The sequence below is a fragment of the Streptomyces sp. CB02009 genome (genome assembly GCF_001905825.1).
Classification (GTDB): domain Bacteria; phylum Actinomycetota; class Actinomycetes; order Streptomycetales; family Streptomycetaceae; genus Streptomyces.
In genome coordinates, this window is sequence record NZ_LIVV01000014.1 from 42,365 (window position 1) to 62,984 (window position 20,620).

The 20,620-nt window shown below is 71.0% G+C and carries 17 protein-coding genes; 11 read left to right on the forward strand and 6 right to left on the reverse strand.

What is annotated here, in order from left to right; all coding sequences use genetic code 11:
- Window positions 1-60: 60 nt before the first annotated feature.
- The 4 genes from AMK27_RS38105 to AMK27_RS38120 all read left to right on the forward strand — a co-directional run bounded on the left by AMK27_RS38105 (window position 61) and on the right by AMK27_RS38120 (window position 4,107).
- Window positions 61-963, forward strand: coding sequence for a prephenate dehydrogenase/arogenate dehydrogenase family protein (locus AMK27_RS38105; RefSeq protein ID WP_073918736.1), 903 nt, complete (start codon window positions 61-63; stop codon window positions 961-963).
- A gap of 10 nt (window positions 964-973) precedes the next feature.
- Window positions 974-1,237: a DUF6059 family protein gene (locus tag AMK27_RS38110; RefSeq protein WP_073918738.1), complete on the forward strand. Its 264-nt coding sequence runs from the start codon at window positions 974-976 to the stop codon at window positions 1,235-1,237.
- 141 nt (window positions 1,238-1,378) lie between these two features.
- Complete coding sequence (locus AMK27_RS38115; protein WP_073919005.1) at window positions 1,379-2,377, forward strand: class I SAM-dependent methyltransferase; 999 nt, start codon at window positions 1,379-1,381, stop codon at window positions 2,375-2,377.
- Between the two features lie 80 nt (window positions 2,378-2,457).
- Complete coding sequence (locus tag AMK27_RS38120; protein WP_073918740.1) at window positions 2,458-4,107, forward strand: thiamine pyrophosphate-binding protein; 1,650 nt, start codon at window positions 2,458-2,460, stop codon at window positions 4,105-4,107.
- A 15-nt stretch (window positions 4,108-4,122) separates the two neighbouring features.
- Here the strand turns inward: AMK27_RS38120 and AMK27_RS38125 are convergent, their stop codons facing one another.
- Window positions 4,123-5,703 (reverse strand): 4-hydroxyphenylacetate 3-hydroxylase family protein, encoded by a 1,581-nt coding sequence (locus tag AMK27_RS38125; RefSeq protein WP_073918742.1) that lies wholly within the window; start codon window positions 5,701-5,703, stop codon window positions 4,123-4,125.
- A 211-nt stretch (window positions 5,704-5,914) separates the two neighbouring features.
- On the opposite strand from AMK27_RS38125, the gene AMK27_RS38130 reads away from it, so the two are divergent.
- The 4 genes from AMK27_RS38130 (at window position 5,915) to AMK27_RS38145 (ending at window position 9,582) form a co-directional block, all read left to right on the forward strand.
- Window positions 5,915-7,096 (forward strand): acyl-CoA dehydrogenase family protein, encoded by a 1,182-nt coding sequence (locus tag AMK27_RS38130; protein WP_073918744.1) that lies wholly within the window; start codon window positions 5,915-5,917, stop codon window positions 7,094-7,096.
- A gap of 31 nt (window positions 7,097-7,127) precedes the next feature.
- A complete protein-coding gene (locus AMK27_RS38135; protein WP_073918746.1) occupies window positions 7,128-7,556 on the forward strand; it encodes an SgcJ/EcaC family oxidoreductase in 429 nt (142 codons plus the stop codon).
- A 34-nt stretch (window positions 7,557-7,590) separates the two neighbouring features.
- A complete protein-coding gene (locus AMK27_RS38140; protein ID WP_073918748.1) occupies window positions 7,591-8,937 on the forward strand; it encodes an FAD-dependent oxidoreductase in 1,347 nt (448 codons plus the stop codon).
- Between the two features lie 105 nt (window positions 8,938-9,042).
- Complete coding sequence (locus AMK27_RS38145) at window positions 9,043-9,582, forward strand: MarR family winged helix-turn-helix transcriptional regulator (protein WP_073918751.1); 540 nt, start codon at window positions 9,043-9,045, stop codon at window positions 9,580-9,582.
- Between the two features lie 66 nt (window positions 9,583-9,648).
- Here AMK27_RS38145 and AMK27_RS38150 read toward each other — a convergent pair whose 3' ends face one another.
- From AMK27_RS38150 to AMK27_RS38170, 5 genes are all read right to left on the reverse strand, one after another.
- A complete protein-coding gene (locus AMK27_RS38150; protein ID WP_073918753.1) occupies window positions 9,649-10,899 on the reverse strand; it encodes a cytochrome P450 family protein in 1,251 nt (416 codons plus the stop codon).
- A 68-nt stretch (window positions 10,900-10,967) separates the two neighbouring features.
- Entirely contained in the window at window positions 10,968-12,200 is a 1,233-nt protein-coding gene (locus AMK27_RS38155) for an acyl-CoA dehydrogenase family protein (protein ID WP_073918755.1), read from the reverse strand.
- A 43-nt stretch (window positions 12,201-12,243) separates the two neighbouring features.
- Entirely contained in the window at window positions 12,244-13,617 is a 1,374-nt protein-coding gene (locus AMK27_RS38160) for a condensation domain-containing protein (RefSeq protein ID WP_073918757.1), read from the reverse strand.
- Between the two features lie 34 nt (window positions 13,618-13,651).
- The gene (locus AMK27_RS38165; RefSeq protein ID WP_073918761.1) at window positions 13,652-13,870 is read right to left on the reverse strand and encodes an MbtH family NRPS accessory protein; all 219 of its coding nucleotides are present in this window, start codon (window positions 13,868-13,870) and stop codon (window positions 13,652-13,654) included.
- A complete protein-coding gene (locus tag AMK27_RS38170) occupies window positions 13,867-15,651 on the reverse strand; it encodes a non-ribosomal peptide synthetase (protein WP_241847747.1) in 1,785 nt (594 codons plus the stop codon). Before AMK27_RS38170 ends, AMK27_RS38165 begins: the two co-directional genes overlap by 4 nt.
- A gap of 230 nt (window positions 15,652-15,881) precedes the next feature.
- Between AMK27_RS38170 and AMK27_RS38175 the strand changes: the two genes are divergently transcribed.
- From AMK27_RS38175 to AMK27_RS38185, 3 genes are all read left to right on the forward strand, one after another.
- A complete protein-coding gene (locus AMK27_RS38175) occupies window positions 15,882-17,180 on the forward strand; it encodes an acyltransferase family protein (protein WP_073918763.1) in 1,299 nt (432 codons plus the stop codon).
- A 187-nt stretch (window positions 17,181-17,367) separates the two neighbouring features.
- Window positions 17,368-18,156 (forward strand): alpha/beta fold hydrolase, encoded by a 789-nt coding sequence (locus AMK27_RS38180; RefSeq protein WP_073918765.1) that lies wholly within the window; start codon window positions 17,368-17,370, stop codon window positions 18,154-18,156.
- 212 nt (window positions 18,157-18,368) lie between these two features.
- Entirely contained in the window at window positions 18,369-20,477 is a 2,109-nt protein-coding gene (locus AMK27_RS38185; protein WP_073918767.1) for an MMPL family transporter, read from the forward strand.
- Window positions 20,478-20,620 lie beyond the last annotated feature (143 nt).

Sequence of the window (20,620 nt, forward strand, 5' to 3'; positions counted from 1 at the left end):
TCACGCGGGCCCGGAGCCCACCAACCCCCCCCAGCCGCAGCCTCTGCCAGGAGCCCCCCCATGACCGCCACCTCCCTGCGCACCGCCGTCGTCATCGGCTGCGGCACCACCGGCACCTCCGTCGCCCTCGCCCTCACCACCGCGGGCGTCGACGTCGCCCTGATCGACCAGGACCCGCGGGCGACCGACGAAGCCGTGGCCCTCGGCGCCGGAGCCGCCTGGACGTCGCGACGCCCGCCCGCCGACCTCGTCGTCGTCGCCACTCCGCCGTCCGAGGTCGTCGACACCCTCTACAGCGCCCAGAGCCGGGGGCTAGGAAACGTCTACACCGACACGGCCGGCACCAAGGAGATCGTCTCCGCCGAGGCAGAGCTGCGCGGCTGCGACCTCAAGGGCTATGTGCCCGGACACCCGCTGGCCGGACCCGACGCCCCCGGCCCGGCCGCCGACGCCGCCGACGCCGACCGCTTCGTCGACCGGCCCTGGATCCTGTGCCCGTACGAGACCACGCCCGACTGGGCCCTGGAGACGGTCGCCGCACTGATCCGGCTGTGCGGGGCGGACCGCCTGTACCTGGCGCCCCACGTGCACGACCGGATCGTCGCCGAGCTGTCTCACGGCCCGCACCTGGTCGCGGCCGCCCTCTCCACCCGGTTCGCCGACAGCTCCTCGGCGTTCCTCGGCCTCGCCGACCAGGGGCTGCGGGACGCCGTCCGCACGGCGGGCGGCGACCCGTGGCTGTGGAGCGACCTCCTGGCACACAACGCCGGCCCGGTGGCCGACGTGCTGGAGCGGATCGCCGACCAGCTCGCGGGCGCCGCCGCCATCCTCCGCGAAGGAGACGACTCGGCCCCACTGGAGCTCGCCCTGACCTTGGAGGAGGGACGGCGGGGGGAGACGGCGCTGCGGCAGGCCGGTGACCTGCGCACGACGCGAGATGCGCGCACCGGCGGAAGGGTGTGACGGTCGCGTGATGACCTCCCCCTCACCGACCTCCGCGTACGCCGCCGAGGACCGATGGCCCGCCTCCGCCCTCCGCGTGGTCAAGCTGCTGTTCCGCTCCGCCTACTGGACCGTGTCCGACTTCGGCTGGGTCTGGCTCGGGATGACGACGCTGACGGTGCCGCTCATCGACGAGCCAGCCCCCGACGGGCCGCCCCCCGGCCACCCCGAGCGGCTGAGCGGACTTCCCCTCACCTCGGTGGAGCGCGCCCTGGAACAGCAGCTGACGGGCTGACACGACGGCGCCGATGTCCCAGAAGAGGTGTCCCGCGGGGCAGAGCAACGTCAGAGATGCTCTGTCCCGCCCCTGCTTGAAGCATGAGGGACGAAGGGTGACCCACCCGTGAACCGGCCCGAGGACGAGGTGCTGAGAGCAGTGACGGTTGACATCGCACAGGGCAACGCACGCGGCATTGCCTCCATCTACAACTCCGCCGTGGCGGCCTGGGCGATTGCCGCCGCCTGGGAGATCGGCGCGCTCGACGAGCTGCACCGGGCGAGGACGCTGGACACCACGGAGTTCGCCGAGCGCAACGGCCTCGACCCGCAGTCGACCACCGGCCTGTTCCGCGCGCTCTCGGCGGTCGGCCTGGTGCACCGCGACGGCGCGGTGGTCCACACCCTCGACGCCTTCGACGACATGTACCGCAACAAGTCGTTCTTCCACTGGCTCACCCGCGGCAGCGCCGAACTCTTCCGGCAGATCCCCTCGGTCCTGCGCACCGAGAACCGCACCGGAGGCGACCGCCACCGCGATCCCGCGGCCATCGCCTACGCGTGCCGCGAGATCGACCAGGTCACCTACGCCCCCACCTTCTGGGCCGCCGTGGACCGGGTCGACTTCCCCTTCACCCGTGTCGCCGACCTCGGCTGCGGCAGCGGCGCCCGGCTCATGCAGGTCCTCGACAGGCACCCGGGCACGACGGGTGTCGGCGTCGACATCGCCCAGCCTTCCATAGACGTGGCCCGCAGAGAGGCGGCGGAGGCCGGGTTCGCGGACCGGGCCGACTTCGTGCAGGGCGATGTGCTGAGCCTGGAGCCCCGTCCCGAGTACGCCGACATCGAGCTGCTCACCTGCTTCATGATGGGCCACGATTTCTGGCCCCGGGAGAACTGTGTGGCCACGCTGCGCCGGCTGCGCGAGGTCTTTCCCGCGGCCAGGCGTCTGCTGATCGGCGACGCCACCCGGACCGCGCTGCCCGACACGGAACTGCCCGTCTTCACCCTCGGCTTCGAACTCGGTCACGACCTGATGGGTACTTTCCTTCCCACCATCGACGACTGGGAGTCGGTCTTCGAGGAGGGGGGCTGGAAGCTCGTGCGCACCAACCGGATCGAGATGACCGTCGGAGAGGTCATCTTCGAACTCGCCTGACCCGTACGGTGAAGCGCCGCCTCACGCGGCGCTCTCTCCGTGATCAGTAAGTTGTTTCACGCAACCAGGGAGTCACGTACATGTCCACACTCGCCGAAGCCGTCGGGCAGACCCTCGCCGACAGCGGGATCCGGCACGCCTTCGGGGTCGTGGGCGGCGGGAACATCCTGGCGACGGCCGCGCTCACCGCGGCCGGCGTGCACTACACGGCGGCCCGCCACGAGGGCGGTGCCCTGGCGATGGCCGACGCCTACTTTCGGGCGACCGGAGACGTCGCGATCTGCACCACGACCCACGGGCCCGGCATCACCAACACCGTCACCGCTCTCGCGGACGCGGCCAAGAACCGCAGCGGCCTCGTCCTGCTCTGCGGCGACGCGCCGGTGAGCGGCCGGAGGCCGCACGACATCGACCAGAGCGCGCTGATGGCCGCCGTCGGCGTCCGCGTCGTCCGGCTCACCGACCCGGCGACGGCCCGCGAGGAGACCGCAGCGGCGGTACGGACGGCCCGCGAAGGTCATTGCCCCGTCGCCCTGTTCCTGCCCGGCGACCTGATCAACCGTCCGGCTCCCGACGGCGAGACCCCGAGGGCGCCGGTCGAGGAGGGCGGCCCGACGGTCCTGGACGACCAGGACCTGGAACCGCTCCTCGCCGCCCTGGCCGGCGCACGCCGTCCGCTGATCCTCGCCGGCCTCGGGGCCTGGCACGCGGGAGCCGGAAAAGTCCTCGGTGAGCTCGGCGACCGTCTCGGGGCGCTGTTCGCGACCACTGTCATGGCGAGCGGGCTCTTCCGTGAGAGCCCCTGGTCGCTGGGGGTCTGCGGCGGATTCGCGGCACCGTCGGCCGCCGCCCTGATGGGTGAGGCCGACGTGGTCGTCGTGTTCGGGGCGAGCCTTGACACCTTCACCCTGCACGGCGGCCGGATCCTCGACCCCGCGGCCGCCGTCATCCAGGTCGACCTCGCCGGGGACAACTGGGCCCGGCGGGCCGACCTCACGGTGCGCGGAGACGCCCACGCCGTCGCGGTACGGCTCCTCGACGCGGTCGAAGAGAGGGCGCTCCCGGTGTCGGAATGGCGCGAGCACCGCGCACCGGCCGTGGCCGGGGCGCGCGCCGGATGGGCCGCTCTCGCCTCCGACGACGCGTCCAGCACCGAGCGGATCGACCCGCGCGCCCTGACCCGGACCCTGGCCGGCATGCTCCCCGAGGAGCGCACGGTGGTGCTGGACGGCGGGCACTTCATCGCCTGGCCGGCGATGTACTGGCCCGTGCCCGACCCCGCCGGCTTCGTGTTCACCGGCGCTGCCTTCCAGAGCATCGGCCTGGGCCTCGCCGGTGCGGTCGGCGCCGCCGTGGGGCGCCCCGACCGGCTGACCGTGGCGGCGGCAGGCGACGGCGGCGCGCTGATGGGCCTTCCCGAGTTGGACACCCTGGTGCGATCGGGGCGGCCGGCTCTCGTCGTGGTCTACGACGACGCGGCCTACGGCTTCGAGGAGCACATGTACCTGCCCCAGGGCGCCGATCCGGCGACGACGTCCTTCGCCGACACCGACTTCGCGGCGGTGGCGCGCGGGCTGGGCGCCACCGCGGTCACCGTGCGCTCCGCCGACGACCTGGACGCCGTACGCGAATGGCGTGAGGCGGGCTGCCCGGGCACGCTCGTCCTGGACTGCAAGGTGGTCGCCGGCGTGGTCGCGCCCTTCCTGACCGACCTGCTGGCCCGCGCCTGACGGCGCGACCGGCCCTCAGCCGCCGAGCAGGCCGCTCCGCGCATCACGCAGATCCTTGAAGGAATCGAGGTCGGGGACCGTCCAGCCGTCTAGGTCGTACTCGGACAGGCACTGGTCGACGAACGCCTTGTAGTCGTCGATCTGCCCGCTCGCCGTCTGGGCGAACAGCAGCTCGGCGCGAACGGCCTCGTGGTTCCCCGAGTAGTTGCGCTCGTACAGTTCGTGGCGGCCGCCGAACTCGGTGCCGACCGCGTCCCACAGCAGCTTCAGGACCTTGACGCGCTCGACGGCTTCGATGCCGTTCGACCCCCGCACGTACTTGTCCAGGTAGGGGCGGATCGCGGGGTTCTTGAAGTCCTCCGCGCTGGAGTTCAGGTAGATCAGGCCGCTCGCGACGTCCTGCTGGATGATCTCCTTGATCCGGGGATAGCCGATCTGCATGAACCAGCGGTACGCCATCCCGTACTCGGGGTTGGGCAGGACCGCCCCGTTGCGCCACTTCACCGGATTGCGCGCGGCTGCGTCGGACAGCCCCCAGAACAGATTCCGCCAGGCGAGGACCTCACCGAGCCGGGTCTGCACGCCCCGGAAGTCCTGCGTGCCGGTGATCTCCAGAGCCTTGGCCAGCGCGCCGGCGATGAACTCCAGCTTCACCGCGAGGCGGATGCACCCGTGGAAGGTGAAGCGCTCCAAGAACCCGGACTGGCCCGAGAACATCTGGATCTTGGCCATGTCACCGTAGACGAACACGTCCTCCCACGGGATCAGGACCTTGTCCATGACCAGGATCGTGTCGTTCTCGTCCAGACGCGACGACAGGGGATAGTCGAACGGACTGCCCATGACGGCGGACGTCGCGGTGTAGGACGGACGGCAGATCAGCTTCACGCCGGGCGCGCCCGTGGGCACCGTGGCGACGAGGGCGAACTCCTTCTTCCTGACCGGGAGTCCGTAGTGCGCGATGAAGTTGTGATGGGTCAGCGCCGAGCCGGTCGCGACCACCTTGGCGCCGCTGACGACCAGGCCCGCGTCCGTCTCCTTCTCCACATGGACGAAGACGTCGGAGACCTCGTCCGCCGGAAGGCTCCTGTCGACCGGCGGGTGCACGATCGCGTGGTTCCAGTAGAGGACCTTCTCCTGCGACTCGCGGTACCAGCGGCGCGCGTTGTCGGAGAACGGCGCGTAGAAGTCGGCATTGGCACCGAGCGTGCCGAGGAAGGCGGCCTTGTAGTCGGGGCTGCGACCCATCCACCCGTAGCTCATCCGTGACCAGGCGGCGATGGCCTTCTGGTCGGCCACCAGGTCCTCGGCACTGTGCGGCGTGGTGAAGAAGCGGTGGGTGTAGCCGCCGCTGCCGGTGTCCGTCGTGGTGGTGAGGACGCTCTGGTGAGCCGGGTCGTGCAGCGCGTCGTACAGGCGGGCTGTCATCCGCACCGGGTTGCGGAAGGCGGGATGTGTGGTGACGTCCTTGACGCGGTCCCCGTAGATGTAGACCTCGCGGTCGTCCCGCAGGCTCTCCACGTATTCGTCGCCCGTCAGAGGGCGCGTGCGGGACGCCCCCTCCTGGCCTGCCGCGGCGTGCTGCTGATCGGTCATGAACCTCATCGTGGCAGCCGCGGCACCGGGAGGCTTCTTGCTGCGTGCGGCAGCCGGGGCCGCCTCCGCGCGGACGTGCCGAAGTCGCGCCGAAGGGCCGATTGCGCAATCCGGGAGGTGTCCCGGAGGCGGCCGCGATGTGAGCGTCGGAGGCGGAAACTGTCCCGCTTCGACGACCGACACCTCTGTCACCTCCCGGGAGGACCCCACGATGCTCACCGCCGACATCCCCACGCGGACGGACCTGGTGCAGCGCGCCGGCGAGCTCGCGCCGCTGCTGAAGAAGAACGCCGCGCAGGCGGAGGAGGACGGGCGGCTGCAGGACGAGACGATCGAGGCACTGGCCGGCGCGGGCCTGTTCAAGCTGCGCGTGCCCAAGCGCTACGGCGGCTACGAGGCGGACACCCGCACGCTGGTCGAGGTCGCCGCCGAACTCGGCCGCGCCGACGGCGCGACCGCCTGGACGACGTCGGTCTACTGGATCCCCACCTTCATGGCCTGCCTGTTCCCCGACAGCGTCCAGGACGAGGTGTTCTCCACCCCCGACGTGCGCATCTGCGGCACCCTCAGCCCGTCGGCGTTCGCGGCCCCGGCCGAGGGCGGCATCGTCGTCAACGGAAAGTGGAGCTTCGTCAGCGGTGCCCGGCACGCCCACTGGCAGGAGATCATCGCCGTCCAGCCGACGCCCGACGGTCAGCACCTGCCCGTCATGGCGCTCGTGCCGATGTCGGACCTCCAGATCATCGACGACTGGGACACCTCGGGCCTGCGCGGGACGGGCAGCGTCAGCACCGTCGCCCAGGACGTCTTCGTCCCGCAGGAGCGGGTCATCCCCCTCCCGGCGATCCTCCAGGGCCAGTACGCCTCCGAGCTGAACGCCGCGAGCCCCGTCTACCGCGTCCCGCTGCTGCCGGTCGCCGCCGCCTCCTCGGTCGGCACCGCCCTCGGTCTCGCCCGCGCCGCGCGCGACGTCTTCTTCGACCGGCTGCCGGGACGCACCCTCACGTACACCGCGTACGAGACGCAGGCCGAGGCGCCGATCACTCACCACCAGGTCGCCGAGGCCACCCTCAAGATCGACCAGGCGGAGTTCCACGCCTACCGTCTCGCCGATCTCGTCGACTCGAAGGGCGTCGCCGGCGAGGAGTTCACCCTGGAGGAGCGGGCCCGGGCCCGCGCCGACATGGGCGCCGTCGTCCGCCTCGCCAAGGAGGCCGTCGACATCCTCGCCTCGGCCTCGGGCGGCTCCTCGGTCTACCGCGACGTCCCGATCCAGCGGATCAGCCGCGACATCCAGGCCATCAGCCTGCACGCACTGATGAACCCCAACACCAACATCGAGCTGTACGGCCGGGTCCTGTGCGGCCTCGAGCCCAACACCTTCTACATCTGAGCCACCGGTCCCTACTCCAGGAGCAGCAGACATGACCACGCAGACCATCGAGAACACCGTCACCGTGACCGACGAGGACAAGGCTGCCATCGCCGCCCTGCCTCAGCGCATCGTCGAGGCCTGGGCCGCGCACGACGCCGACGCCTTCGCCGAAGTCTTCACCCCCGACGGCTCGATGATCATCCCGGGCGTCTTCCAGAAGGGCCGCGAGGCCATCCGCGCCTTCATGGCACAGGCCTTCGAAGGCCCCTTCAAGGGCACCCGCGTCACCGGAACCCCCGCCGATTTGCGCTTCGCGAACAGCGAGTCCGGCATCCTGATCACCCAGGGCGGCATCCTCGCCCCCGGCGAGAGCGAGCCGAGCGCCGAGCGCGCGGTCACCGCCTCCTGGGTGGTCGTCAAGCGTGAGGGCCACTGGTTCCTCGCCGCCTACCAGAACAGCCCCCGCAACGCCGCCTGACGGCCCCCGAATCCGCGAGAGAGGTTGAAGGTCCATGACCAACAGGGTGGGCGAGCGCGCGGTGGTGCTCGGTGCCAGCATGGCCGGTCTCCTGGCCGCGCGCGTCCTCGCCGACGCCTACGACGAGGTCCTCGTCGTAGAGCGCGACGCGATCACCGGGACGACTACGGCCCGCAAGGGCGTGGGGCAGGGACGTCACGTCCACGGGCTCCTCGCCCGCGGGCAGCAGATCCTCGACGAGCTGTTCCCCGGGTTCACCCAGGAGGCCGTCGAGGCGGGCATTCCCACCGGGGACCTGGGCGAGCTGCGCTGGTTCTTCAACGGGCGCCGTCTGAGCCCGGGCACGACCGGTCTGATCTGTGTCTCCGCCACGCGTCCTGTGCTCGAGAGCCGGGTCCGCGAGCGGGTCGCGGCACTGCCGGGCGTGACCCTGCTGGAGCGGCACGACATCGTCGGACTTGTCGCCGACGAGGGCCGGGACAACGTCACCGGTGTCCGCGTCCACGCGCAGGAGCAGGGCTCCGAAGAGCGGACAATCGACGCCGATCTCGTCGTCGACGCGACCGGCCGCGGATCGCGCACCCCGGTGTGGCTTGAGGAGTTCGGCTACGAGCGCCCCGACGAGGAGCGCATCCGCATCGACCTCAGCTACACCACGCGCAGGTTCCGGCTGCGCGACGAGGCGGTGCTGGACGGCGATCTGTCGATCAACCCCGTCTCCTCGCCGAGCCACCGGCGTGGCGCGTTCCTCTCACGGATCGAGGACGGCCTGGTCGTGGTCTCCCTCACCGGCGTTCTGGGCGACAGCGCCCCCGCCGATCTGGAGGGCTTCCTGGAGTGGACCCGGACGCTCCCGGTGTCCGACATCCACGACGTCATCCACGACGCCGAGCCTGTCGACGACGGGACGGTGTTCCGCTACCCGGCCAGCCAGCGCCGGCGCTACGAGCGGCTGTCCCGCTTCCCGGGCAACTTCGTGGTCCTGGGCGACGCCGCGTGCAGCTTCAATCCGGTGTATGGGCAGGGCATGACCGTGTCCGCGCTGGAGGCGCTGGTGCTGCGCGAGCACCTGGGCCGCGGCCCGGTGGACCCGAAGGCGTTCCTTGCGGACATCGCCGGGACCATCGAACTGCCCTGGCAGCTCTCCGCGAGCGCCGACCTCGGCTACCCCGAGGTCGAGGGCGAGCGCACTCCCGAGTGGGAGGCGGCCGGCGGCTACATGGCCGCGCTGCACGCTGCGGCCACCGTCGACGGTGAGGTGACCGCCACGTTCATGCGTGTCATGGGCCTGGTTGCGACGCCGGACGCGCTGATAAGCCCGGACATGCTGCGGCGCGTCGAGGAAGGCGCGCAGAAGGCCGCGGCGGTCCTCGCCGCGTAACGGTCCACCGGCCATGACGGAACCCGCCCCGCGTCGCGCGGGGCGGGTTCGTACGTTCAAGATCACGCCTGTCTACACTGCTGCGACCGGCAGGGAGACGACGACATGGGGGCCGATGTGAGCACGGTGGCGGTGGCGGGGGACACCGGGGACACCATGACGGCGTCGGAGCCCCGCTGGCTCGACGCGCAGGAGCAGGAGGTCTGGCGTGCCTACCGTCAGGCCGTCGACCTGTTCGAGGACGCGCTGGACCGGCAGCTCCAGGGCGACGCAGGCATCCCGCACCTGTACTACGGGCTGCTGGCCCGGCTGTCGGAGGCACCGCGCAGCCGGATGAGGATGACCGATCTGGCGGTACACGCCAACATCACGCGCTCCCGGCTCTCCCACGCCGTCACGCGCATGGAGAAGAGCGGCTGGATACGCCGTGACACCTGCCCGTCCGACCGCAGGGGCCAGTTCGCGGTTCTCACCGACGAGGGTGCCCTGCTGGTGCGGCGTGCCGCACCCGGCCATGTCGAGGCCGTGCGCCGCGGGATCTTCGATCGGCTCACGCCGGATCAGGCCGCGCGGTTCGGTGAGCTGTGCGGGCTCATTGCCGCGGGTTTCCGTGACGAGGACGGCGACCTGCCCTGGCGGCGCTGAACACCCGCATGACGCGAAGGGGCTGCCGGGACACGTGTCCCGACAGCCCCTTCGCAGTACGAGCCGTCAGCGGGCGCCCGCGCCCGCCGGCACCCTGGCGTTCAGCCGGACCGGCAGGCTGCGGTGGCCGTTCATGATGAAGGTCGGCAGCGGCTGCAGCTCGTCGCGTTCGACGGCCAGCTCCAGGTCCGGGAAGCGCTCGAACAGACGCGACAGACCGGTCGTCGCCACCAGGCGGGCGATGCCCGCGCCGAGGCAGAAGTGCGGACCGAACCCGAACGACAGGTGCGACTTGTCGGTCCGCGTGAGGTCGAACGTGTCGGGAGCGTCCGCGTGGAGCTCGGGGTCGCGGCCGACACCGGCGTAGTTGACCAGGATCGGGTCGCCCTTGGGGATGGTCACCCCGTCCAGCTCGATGTCCTCCGCCGCGTACCGCAGCGGCAGATGGGCGAGCGGCGACTCGACGCGCAGCGTCTCGTCGATCACGTCGTCCCAGGTGGCGCGGCCGGAGCGGACCAGATCCAGCTGCGAGCGGTCGCTCAGCAGCGCGGTGATCGCGTTGTCGAAGAAGTTGATCGTGGTCTCCGAGCCCGCGCCAAGGATCGCGAAGATCGTATCGGCGAGCTCGTCCTCGGTCAGCCGTGAGCCGTCCTCGTCGCGCGCGGCGACCAGGTCGCTGGTGATGTCCTCGCCCGGCTCGCGCCGCTTCTCGGCGATGAGGTCGGCCATCGCGCCGCGCCAGCCCGCGAGTACGGCCTGGGCCTGCTGCGGCGTGATGGTGGTGTCCACCATCGCGTCAATGACCTTCGCCGTCCTGGCGCGGGCCTCTTCCTCCATGCCGATCAGGTCGGCGACCAGACGGGCCGGCAGCGGGTAGGCGAACCGCTCGCGCAGATCCACCGTCTCACCGGGCTCCGCCTGCTCCAGCGCGTCCAGGAGCTGGTCGGTGAGCTCCTCCACACGAGGGCGGAAGGCCTCGGTGCGGCGCGGCGTGAACGCCTTGCCGACGAGCTTGCGCAGCCGCACGTGGTTCTTGCCGTACGCCGTCACCATGTTGTCCATCGCGACCCAGCTGATCAGCTCCCAGTCCGGCGGCACCTCGCCGTTGACGAAAGCCGGCCAGTGGTTGCGGGCGCTCTTGGTGACGCGCGGGTCGGCGAGCACGCGCTTGATCACGTCGTGGCCGTTCAGCGACCAGGCGAGTACACCGCCCGGCAGCTCCACCTGGGTCGCCGCACCCTGGGCCCGCAGGGCCGCGGCCTCGGCGTGGATGTCGCGACCGGTGGTGTCGAGGGCGAAGGGGCAGCCTTGTGCCATGGGTTCTTCCCGATCTGTACGGAGTGAGGTCTGAGGGCCGCCGTGCGGCCAGGGGACGACGGCGCCGCTCATCGGCCGGCCCCCCCGAAGTGCGCCTGTGCAAGCTCGCGGTTGGCGAGCGTCGACAGGAAGACGCCGTTGCCGGCGTGACTGTGCAACGTGGAGAGGTCGCGCCAGACGCGTTCCACGCGCTCACCGGCACGGACCGAACTGGAGCCGGCAGTGGGGAACAGCTGACCCTCGACCGCCCGCCAGGCGAGGCGCACGGCCTCCCGGCTGATGGTGGCCAGCCGCAGTTCCTCCTCGCGGGTGAAGGCCTCCACGTCCCGCAGACACAGCGCCTGCCACTGCTGTGTGGCGTGCAGCACCGCTGCCTCGGCCGCCGCGATCAGGCCGGTGGCCTCGCCGTAGCGGAACTGGAAGTCGGGGTCCTCGGTGCGCGGGACGATGGGGAAGAACGTCGTCGTACGCGTCCGCATCAACTCCTCGTACGCGTCCAGGGCGCCCTTGGCCATGCCGACGGCGAGGACGCCGAGTTCGAGCAGCATGAAGCTGAGCGGGCCGCCGCCGTACTCGGGACCGTGCAGGGTCCGGCCGGGCGTCTCCTCGGTGATCGCCATCTGGCTGAGGTGCCCGCCGAGGGCGAAGTGACCGGGGATCCGGCCGCCCTCGATACGGATGCTGTGCGATCCGCTGCCCTTGAGGCCGAGCTGGGCACCCCAGTCGTCCAGGCGCTCGAACTGATCGCGCGGGGCGATGAACAGCATCGGAGCGGGCGGCTGCCCCTCACCCTGGGAGACCAGGGTGTGGCCGATGAAGTGGGTCGCGTAGGGGGCGCCGGAGCAGTAGCTCCAGGTGCCGTCGACGATCCAGCCGCCCTCGCCGTCGGGCCGGGCCGAACCGGCCGGGGCCACCGTCGCGGGGCAGATGAAGTCGCCGTCCGCGAAGAGCTCGGCCTGGGTGGCCTCGTCGAAAAGGGTGCCCACCACCAGCGCGTGCGCCGCGCCGAAGAGGTACATCCAGCCGGTCGACGGGCACCCCCGCGCCAGTGCCATGGAGACCTTCATGAAGGTCTCGGGGCCGAACTCGTACCCGCCGTAGGCGCGCGGCACGAGGATGCGGTAGAAGCCGGCGCGGGCGAAGGCCTCGTGGGTGTCCTCGGCGTAGAAGCCGCGGCGCTCGGTCTCGGCCTGCCGCTCGACCAGGGTCGTGGCGAGGGCGTCGGCCCGGGCGACGATCTCGTCGGGGGTCAGGTCGGGCTCCGGGGGAGCCACGGGAGCGAAGGGAGCCAGGGTGGTCATCGTCGATCGGATCCTCTTGCGTCGGAAGGCCTTCGGCCCGCGGTCAGGACAGCTGGGTGTGCGGATCGGCGACCAGCGAGTCCAGCAGCTCGCGGAAGCGGCCCACCAGTTCCACGGCGGTGGACTCGTCGAAGCGGTTGTGGTCGAACTTCAGGCTGCCTGCGAGCTCGCCGCTCGGCAGCACGTCCATCGCCCACAGGCCGCCGTCCGGGATGGCAGAGCTCACCTTCTGCGACAGGTGACGGCCGCGGATCTCGGCGAACTCCAGGCCTCCGACCCGGCTTCCCTCCATCGGGAACGCGGTCTGCAGGACCTCGAACGCGACGACGGCGAGGAATCCGTTGGCGAACGGGGCGAGGAGCGCGGGGCTGTCCTCGGCGATCCGGGCGAACGGGATCTCGTGCTGGTAGGCACCGACGCACGCGGAACGCGCTTCGTCCAGGACGTCGCCCAGGGTGGCGCAGCCGGTGGTGTCGATGCGGATCGGCACGAAGTTGAAGAAGGGGCCGACCGAGTCCGTGAACCGCTCCTCGTAGCGTCCGGAGGAGAAGGTCGGGAAGACGATGTCGGTGGCGCCGGTGCGTTCGCGCAGCAGGGCGCTGTAGGTGGCCGCCATCACCATGAACGGCGTGGAGCGCGTGGCCTTGGCGAACTCGATGACGTTCGAGGAGAGGTCCGCGTCGAAGACGAAGCGGTGCACGCCGTAGGCGCTCGCCAGGTTCTCGTCGCGCGGCCGGTCGGAGGTGATGCCGGTGATCTCCGCGCCCGCGAGCCGCTCGCGCCAGTACGCGCGGGCGGTGTCCACCCGTCCGCTCCCGGCGTTGTCCTGCTGCCAGCGCGCGAACTCTTGGTACTGGGTGACCTCGGCCGTCTCGGCAGGCAGGCCTTCGACCCGGGCCGCGTACGCGGCGGCGAGGTCGCGCATGACGACCTGGAGCGACCAAGCGTCGGTGGAGGTGTGGTGGGTGGCGAGGACCAGGACGGCGTCGGTCGCGTCGAAACGACCCAGAGCGGCGCGCAGGTGCGGAAGCTCACGCACGTTGAACGGGCGGGCGTCCAGCTCGTTCAGGAACTCCTCGGCCCGTACGTCCCGCGACGCCTCGCCGTCCGCGTCCAGGTCGCGGATCTCCAGCGCGACCGTGGACGGTGCCCGGACGACCTGGTGGCCGCCGTCGTCGTCGTTCAGCAGCGCGGTGCGCAGCACCTCGTGGCGGACCACGACGTCGTCGAGGGCCTGCTGGAGGGCGGTGAGGTCGATCGCGCCGGAGACCCGCCAGCCGCAGACCAGGGTGTGACGGTGGCCGAACGCACCGTCCGTCTCGCCCTTGTCGAACGCGCGCAGGAACTCCTGGTTGTACGAGAGCGGAATCCGCTGGTCTCGTCCGGTCGCCTCGGGCGGCGCGGCGGTGATGCTCACAGTGACGGGTCCTTTCGGGGTATGGCTGAGGAGTTCAGGCCGCGGAGGCCAGCTGAGGAGCGATACGGCCCGGGCTCGGGGACCTGCGGATGAAGTCCAGGCACTCGCTGCGGACGGCGGGCCCGTGCGCGATGGGCCAGCCCACCGGCGTGTCGTAGACCCCGGGCCACAGCGTGTGGGTGCCCAGTTGGTTGACCAGTACGAGGTACGGGCGCGGAGGCGCTCCGTAGGTGCCGACGTCGTCCGGGTTCATCGGGCCGCTCCTGTCAGCTCGGGCGCCTGCGCGAGGTCCTGGATACGGCCGTCGAGCTCGGCGACCGTGGGGTGGTTGAGCACGTCGCCGACCGAGATTCCGAACCCGAGCTCGGCCTCGATGCGGGAGGCGAGACGCATGGCCTGCAGTGACTGCCCACCGAGGGCGAAGAAGCTGTCGTCGACGCCCACATCTGGCACGCCGAGCACCCGGGAGAACAGCTCGCACAGGGTGTCCTGGCGTCCGCTGCGTGACGGGGACGTGGATCCGGTGCCGGGTGCGGCGGGATCGGGCAGTGCCGCGCGGTCCAGCTTTCCGTTGGCGGTCAGGGGCAGTGCGGAGAGTTCGACGAAGGCGGCGGGCACCATGTAGTCGGGCAGCACCGCCAGGGCGGCCGCCCGCAGGCCTGCCGAGTCGAGGCCGGGGTTCTTGGGCACGACGTAGGCGATGAGGCGCTTCTCGCCACCCTGCTGCTCCCGCGCGACGACGGCGGCGTGGGCCACGCCCGGCTGACGAGCCAGGACGTGCTCCACCTCGCCGGGCTCCACGCGGAAGCCGCGGATCTTCACCTGGTCGCCGACCCGGCCGGCGAACTCGAGGAGTCCCCCGGAGCCGAGGCGCATGAGATCGCCGGTGCGGTACATCCGGGAGCCGGGCGCATCAGGCACCTCGACGAAGCGCTCGGCGGTCAGGTCCGGTCGGCCGTGGTAGCCGAGTGCGAGCCGCTCACCCGCGATGTACAACTCACCCACCTCGCCGACCGGCACCGGCCGCAGGTCCTCGTCGAGCAGCCGCGCGTCGACGGTGTCCATCGGGCGGCCGACGGGAATCGCCGCCGCCGGTTCGTAGGGCGCGGTGAGCGTGGCGTATGCGGCGAACGACGACACCTCGGTGGCGCCGTACATCGCCCGGACAACCAGCCCAGGGCAGGCGTCGAGGACACGTCGCACAGCGGTGGGGGAGATCACGTCACCGCCGGTGAGGACCTCCCGGACCGTCGCGAAGCTGTCCGGCGCCTCCTCGGCGAAGAGACGGAACAGGCCGGCGGTCACGTGCAGCGCGGTGATGCTCTCCTGCTCGATCAGCCGGCGCACGGTGCGCACGTCGAGGTCGCCGGGGGGCGGCAGCACGATCGTGCTGCCGCGCAGCAGCGGCACCCAGACCTCGTACGTGGAGACACCGAAGGCGTACGGCGCCAGGGCCAAGACCCGCCGGTGCGCGTCCCCGTCCCAGCACGAGTCGTCGACCAGACCCAGGACACCGCGGTGCGTGACCGCGACCCCCTTGGGCTCGCCGGTCGAACCCGAGGTGTGGATGACGTACGCCGTAGTGTCGGGGCCGGTCGTCACGCTGACGTCGGTGGTGAGGGCCACCGCCGTGCCACGGTCGATGGAGGGAAAGAGGACCGTGCTCGTACGCGGCAGCCCGCGCCGGTCCATCGCCGGATCCGCGAGCAGGAGCGGGGAGCCGGCACGGTCCATGATCTGCTGCATCCGCTCCAACGGGTAGGCGTCGTGCAGCGGCAGGTAGAAGGCGCCGACCTTGAGCGCGGCCAGCATGGAGACCACGACGTCGGGAGAGCGCTCCATCAGGACCGCGACCGGATCCCCGGGCCGGACCCCGGCCCGCAGGAGGCCGCGGGCGAACCGGTTGGCCCGCTGGTCGAGCTGGCGGTAGGTCAGCGTGGTGTCGCCCGACGCCACCGCCACCGCGTCCGGCGTCCGGCGCGCCTGGTCGGCGAAGCGTGCGTGAATCGAGGTGGAGACCAAGGTGTTGTCCAATCGCTCGTCCCTGCCGACTCGTAGCCGCACGGAACGGTCAGGTCTGCCGGAACGCTCACACAGCCCGATCGGGCCCTGCATCTCTTGGATTGCCGTCGTCGCGTGCCACGTCCCCGGCCTTGTGCGCGCACGCAGAGGACGCTTCCCAACACCGCACGGCAGAAGATGGCACGGCAAATGAGCCACGCCCATCCTGAACGAGCCACCGAGACGTAGAGGAGCTCTCCGCAGTGAATGCCAAGCGGGCCGCGGAACCGGCCCACCAGACCCAGCGCGTCGGAGGACTCGACGGTGTTCGCGCGCTGTGTGCCCTCGGGGTGGCCGGCGTGCACACGTCGTTCGCCGCCGGAGTCATGGGCGCCTACGTCATGCCGCCGGGCAATGAGGCACTCGCCACCCTGCTGGCCGGCCTGAGGCCGCTGGCGCTGGGCCCGTTCTTCGTCCTGTCCGGAATGCTGCTCTACAAGCCGTTCGCCCGCTGGACCCTCACCGGGAGCAAGCGTCCTCAGATCGGCCCGTTCCTCGCCAAGCGTCTCGCGCGGCTGTGGCCGGCGTACGTGCTGCTCGCACTGGTCTGCGTCTTCCTGCTCAACTTCGACGCCATCGACGGCCCCTGGTACGTGCTGCGGCCGATCCTGATGCTCCAGGTGTACGACTACACGTGGATCGCCGGCATGGACCCGGCGTGGACCGTCCCGGCCGAAATGCAGTACTACCTCGCCCTACCCCTACTCGCAGGGATCATGCACTGGCTCGCCAAGGGCGTGAGCGACCCGGTGAGCAAGGCACGCCGCATGATGATCCCCCTCGGGCTCATCACCATCGGTTCCGCCGTGTGGACCTACTACATCCACCGCCCGGAGATGGGCATCTACCCGCAGGAGTACTGGTGGCCGCTGGCCGTGGGCGGCGCCTTCGCCCTCGGCATGGCGATGGCCGTCCTCCACGTCCTCGCGGAGATCAAGCCGGACCACAAGCCCGCCCTCTACCGGATCGCCGGCGACCACCCGCTCCTGTTCTGGATCGGCGCCCTGGCCATCTACGCCTTCAACTGCTCCCAGCCGTTCGGCCGTCCCGGATACGGCGACTACGAGGGCGTCGGCCTGGCCCTCACCCAGTACTTCCTGCTGCTGGCCTTCTCCTACCTGACGGTCATGCCGCTCTCCATCCCCGGCTCCAAGTCCCGGGTCGTCGACGCGATCGTCGCCAACCCGGTCTCCCGCTACCTCGGCCGGATCTCGTACGGCATCTACCTCTGGCACTTCGCGATCATGTACTTCTGGTTCGAGACGGGCAGCGTGTTCGGCACCGAGCCGGCTCTCATGAACCAGCTCCGCGGCACGATCGGCTTCCCCGAGCTGATGACGGCGGTCCTCGTCGGCAGCATCCTCGCGGCGACCGTCAGCCACTACCTCGTCGAGCGTCCGATCGTGAACGCCGTCGGCCGGTGGGCCGCCCGCAAGGAGCGCGCGACGGCCGCGCACGCCGCCGCCTCGCAGGACTCGTACACGGTCGCCGGACCGCGCTGACCCGAACGACACCCGACACGGAAGAGCCCGAAGGCCAGGACGGCCTTCGGGTTCTTCCCGCGTGCGCGGTCCGGACGTAGCAATTCCGAAGATGCGTCCGCCGCCCCGCCGTCCTCAGGCTGGACCAGGCACACCCCACACCCCATCGGTCCTCCGCCCGACCGCGGACCCGAGACCCAGGAGAACAATGAACACGGTTCAGTCCGCCGACGGCACCACGATCGCCTACGACCGCTCCGGCGAGGGCGAACCCCTCATCCTCATCGGCGGTTCCTTCAGCGAGCGCGCGCACCCGGTCATGACGCAGCTGGCCGGCGAACTCGCCCCCCACTTCACCGTCTACAACTACGACCGCCGTGGTCGCGGCGACAGCGGCGACGCCGCCGAGTACGCGGTGGAGCACGAGATCGAGGACCTTGCCGCGCTGATCGCGGAGGCCGGCGGCTCGGCCAAGGTGTTCGGCATGTCGGTCGGCGGTGCCCTGGCGCTGAAGGCTGCGGCCGCCGGTCTGAACATCACGCAGATCGCCCTCTACGATCCGCCGTACGTCGTCGAGGAGACCGGCCCGCGTCCTCCGGCCGACTTCACCGGGAAGCTCGCCGAGCTCAGCGCGTCGGACCGGCGCGGCGAGGCCGTCGAGTTCTTCATGGTCGAGGGTATGGGCGCGCCGGCCGAAGCGGTCGCCGGCATGAAGTTCGCCCCGTTCTGGCCCGGCCTGGAGGCCCTCGCGCACACCCTGCCGTACGACACCACGATCCTCGGCGAGGACTTCGCCCTGCCGACCGAGGAGCTGGGCTCCGTCACCGTCCCGGTGCACGTGGTCCACGGCGGTGAAGCGGACGCCTGGCTGCAGGCCTCTGCCAAGGCGGTCGAGGAAGTCGTTCCGGCGGCTTCGCGGCACTCCCTGGTCGGTCAGGGGATCGCCGTCGACCCGGTCGTCCTCGCGCCCGAGCTAAAGAACTTCTTCGCCAACTGAGTCACGACGCCCGCCCGGTGCCGGGCCGGCGTACCGCCGGCATCGCATCCGGACAGCGCCCGTGGAGCCACGCTCCACGGGCGCTGACGCGCGCGCGGAACTGCGCAATCCCGAAGATGCCCGCGCGGTTGAACACCCGCCACGATGAACCGTCCCCCGCCGCGCGGCCGCTCCGCGTGAGGCCGCGGAACATCCCCCGAAGGAGATCCCTCATGCGAGCATGGCTCGAGCGAGGCGCCGCCGTGCCCGGCGGCCGCCGCGGAAAATGGCTGGTCCTCGCGATCTGGCTGATCGCAGTCATGGCGCTCGGCGCGCTGGCCGGAAAGCTCGGCGAGGTCCAGGACACCAGCTCCAACGCGTTCCTGCCGCGCGGCGCGGAATCCGCCCGTGTCAACACGGAACTGGAGAAGTTCCGTACCGACGAACTGATGCCGGCCGTCGTCGTCTACAGCGGCCAGGAGGCGCTCGGCGAAGCGGCCCGCGCCAAGGTGGAGGCCGACCGCACCGCCTTCGCCAAGCTCGCCGCCCACGGAGAGCAGGTGTCGCCCGCGATCGCGTCGAAGGACCGCAAGGCCCTCATGGTCGTCGTGCCCCTGCTCGGCGAGGAGCAGGCCGACGTCGCCGACACGATCGACAGGATGCGCGACGTCGCGGACGCCCACGCGCCGCCGGGGCTGGACACCCAGGTCGGCGGCCCCGCGGCCTCCATCGCCGACGCCTTCACGGTCTTCGGCACCCTCGACGGCACCCTGATGATGGCCACCGGCCTCATCGTCGTCATCCTGCTCCTGCTCACCTACCGCAGCCCCGTCCTGTGGCTCTTCCCCACCCTCGCCGTCGCCTTCGCCTCGGTGCTCACCCAGGCCGGCACCTATCTGTTCGCGAAGTACGCCGGTCTCCCGGTCGACCCGCAGAGCTCGGGTGTCCTGATGGTGCTCGTCTTCGGTGTGGGAACGGACTACGCGCTGCTGCTCATCGCGCGCTACCGCGAGGAGCTGCACCGCCACGAGGACCGCCACGAAGCGATGCAGGCCGCCCTGCGCCGCTCCGGCCCGGCGATCCTCGCCTCCGCCGGCACCGTCGCCGTCGGCCTCGCCTGCCTCGGCTTCGCCACCATCAACTCCTCGCGCTCCATGGGTCTGGTCGGCGTGATCGGTGTGATCTTCGGTTTCCTCGCGATGATCACGATCCTGCCGGCGCTGCTCGTCATCGCGGGCCGCTGGGTGTTCTGGCCGCTCGTGCCGCGCCACGGCGCCGCCGTCCGCACCTCCCGCCCGTTCTGGGAGCGCGTCGGCAAGTCCGTCGCCGCCCGACCGCGCCGCTCGTGGATCGCGTCCCTCGCGGTCACCGGAGCCCTCGCCCTGTGCTCGCTCGGGCTCGACATGGGCCTGGGCCAGACCGACTGGTTCCAGACCAAGCCGGAGTCGGTCGTCGCCCAGGAGAAGCTCTCGGCGCACTTCCCGTCGGGCGCTGCCGACCCGGCGACGATCATCGTCAGGACGTCGGACGCGGACCGGGCCACCCGAGCCGCCGAGGCCACGGAGGGGGTCGTCGAGGTCAGGACCGTCGCCAAGACGCCGAACGGCGAACTCACCCAGCTCGCTGCCGTCCTGGCGGGGACCCCCGACAGCGCGCAGGCCAAGAACACGGTCGAGGCCCTCCGCGAAAAGACCGACGGACTCGTCGGCGGCACGGCGGCGCAGGCCCTGGACAAGGAGACCGCCACCGCACGCGACCTCAAGGTCGTCGTTCCGCTCGTCCTGCTCGTCGTCCTGCTCGTCCTCATCTGGCTGCTGCGGTCGTTCGTCGCACCGCTCGTCCTCCTGGCCACGGTCGTCGTGTCCTACTTCGCCGCGCTCGGCACCTCGAACCTGATCTTCGAGAACGTCATGCACTACTCCGGCGTCGACTGGTCGATCCCGCTCCTGGGCTTCGTCTTCCTCGTCGCACTCGGCATCGACTACAACATCTTCCTCATGCATCGCGTGAAGGAGGAGGCCGCCGTCCACGGTCACGACAAGGGAGTTCTGACCGGTCTGATCAGCACCGGCGGCGTGATCACCTCAGCCGGTCTGGTGCTGGCCGCGACCTTCGCGGTCTTCGCCGGACTGCCGCTGGTCGCCATGGCCCAGATGGGCTTCGTCGTCTGCATCGGCGTCCTGATCGACACCTTCCTGGTCCGCACGGTCCTGGTGCCCGCGCTCGCGCTCGACCTCGGCCCGCGCTTCTGGGCGCCGGGCGCCCTGTCCAAGGCCGGCGCGTCCGGCCCGGCAGCGGAGCCTTCCGGCGCCGTGAAGGAGCGTGAGCTCGAGAGCGTCTGACGACCCGTCGCCCGTCCGGCGCCGCCGCCGTCCCCGCCCGGGGACGGCCGCGGCGCCGCGGCGTGAGCGGTCCAAGCCAGCAGCGCAATAAGGGAGATGGGACGCACGTGCCCATACGCGACGATGAAGGACGCGGGCTCGCT

Bases quoted from the DNA above. Each gene is read 5' to 3' on its own strand.
- AMK27_RS38125 (WP_073918742.1), bottom strand. From the start codon at position 5,703: ATGACCGATCAGCAGCACGCCGCGGCAGGCCAGGAGGGGGCGTCCCGC.
- AMK27_RS38185 (WP_073918767.1), top strand. From the start codon at position 18,369: ATGCGAGCATGGCTCGAGCGAGGCGCCGCCGTGCCCGGCGGCCGCCGC.
- AMK27_RS38180 (WP_073918765.1), top strand. From the start codon at position 17,368: ATGAACACGGTTCAGTCCGCCGACGGCACCACGATCGCCTACGACCGC.
- AMK27_RS38135 (WP_073918746.1), top strand. From the start codon at position 7,128: ATGACCACGCAGACCATCGAGAACACCGTCACCGTGACCGACGAGGAC.
- AMK27_RS38105 (WP_073918736.1), top strand. From the start codon at position 61: ATGACCGCCACCTCCCTGCGCACCGCCGTCGTCATCGGCTGCGGCACC.
- AMK27_RS38155 (WP_073918755.1), bottom strand. From the start codon at position 12,200: ATGACCACCCTGGCTCCCTTCGCTCCCGTGGCTCCCCCGGAGCCCGAC.
- AMK27_RS38140 (WP_073918748.1), top strand. From the start codon at position 7,591: ATGACCAACAGGGTGGGCGAGCGCGCGGTGGTGCTCGGTGCCAGCATG.
- AMK27_RS38150 (WP_073918753.1), bottom strand. From the start codon at position 10,899: ATGGCACAAGGCTGCCCCTTCGCCCTCGACACCACCGGTCGCGACATC.
- AMK27_RS38110 (WP_073918738.1), top strand. From the start codon at position 974: ATGACCTCCCCCTCACCGACCTCCGCGTACGCCGCCGAGGACCGATGG.
- AMK27_RS38165 (WP_073918761.1), bottom strand. From the start codon at position 13,870: ATGAACCCGGACGACGTCGGCACCTACGGAGCGCCTCCGCGCCCGTAC.
- AMK27_RS38130 (WP_073918744.1), top strand. From the start codon at position 5,915: ATGCTCACCGCCGACATCCCCACGCGGACGGACCTGGTGCAGCGCGCC.
- AMK27_RS38145 (WP_073918751.1), top strand. From the start codon at position 9,043: ATGGGGGCCGATGTGAGCACGGTGGCGGTGGCGGGGGACACCGGGGAC.
- AMK27_RS38120 (WP_073918740.1), top strand. From the start codon at position 2,458: ATGTCCACACTCGCCGAAGCCGTCGGGCAGACCCTCGCCGACAGCGGG.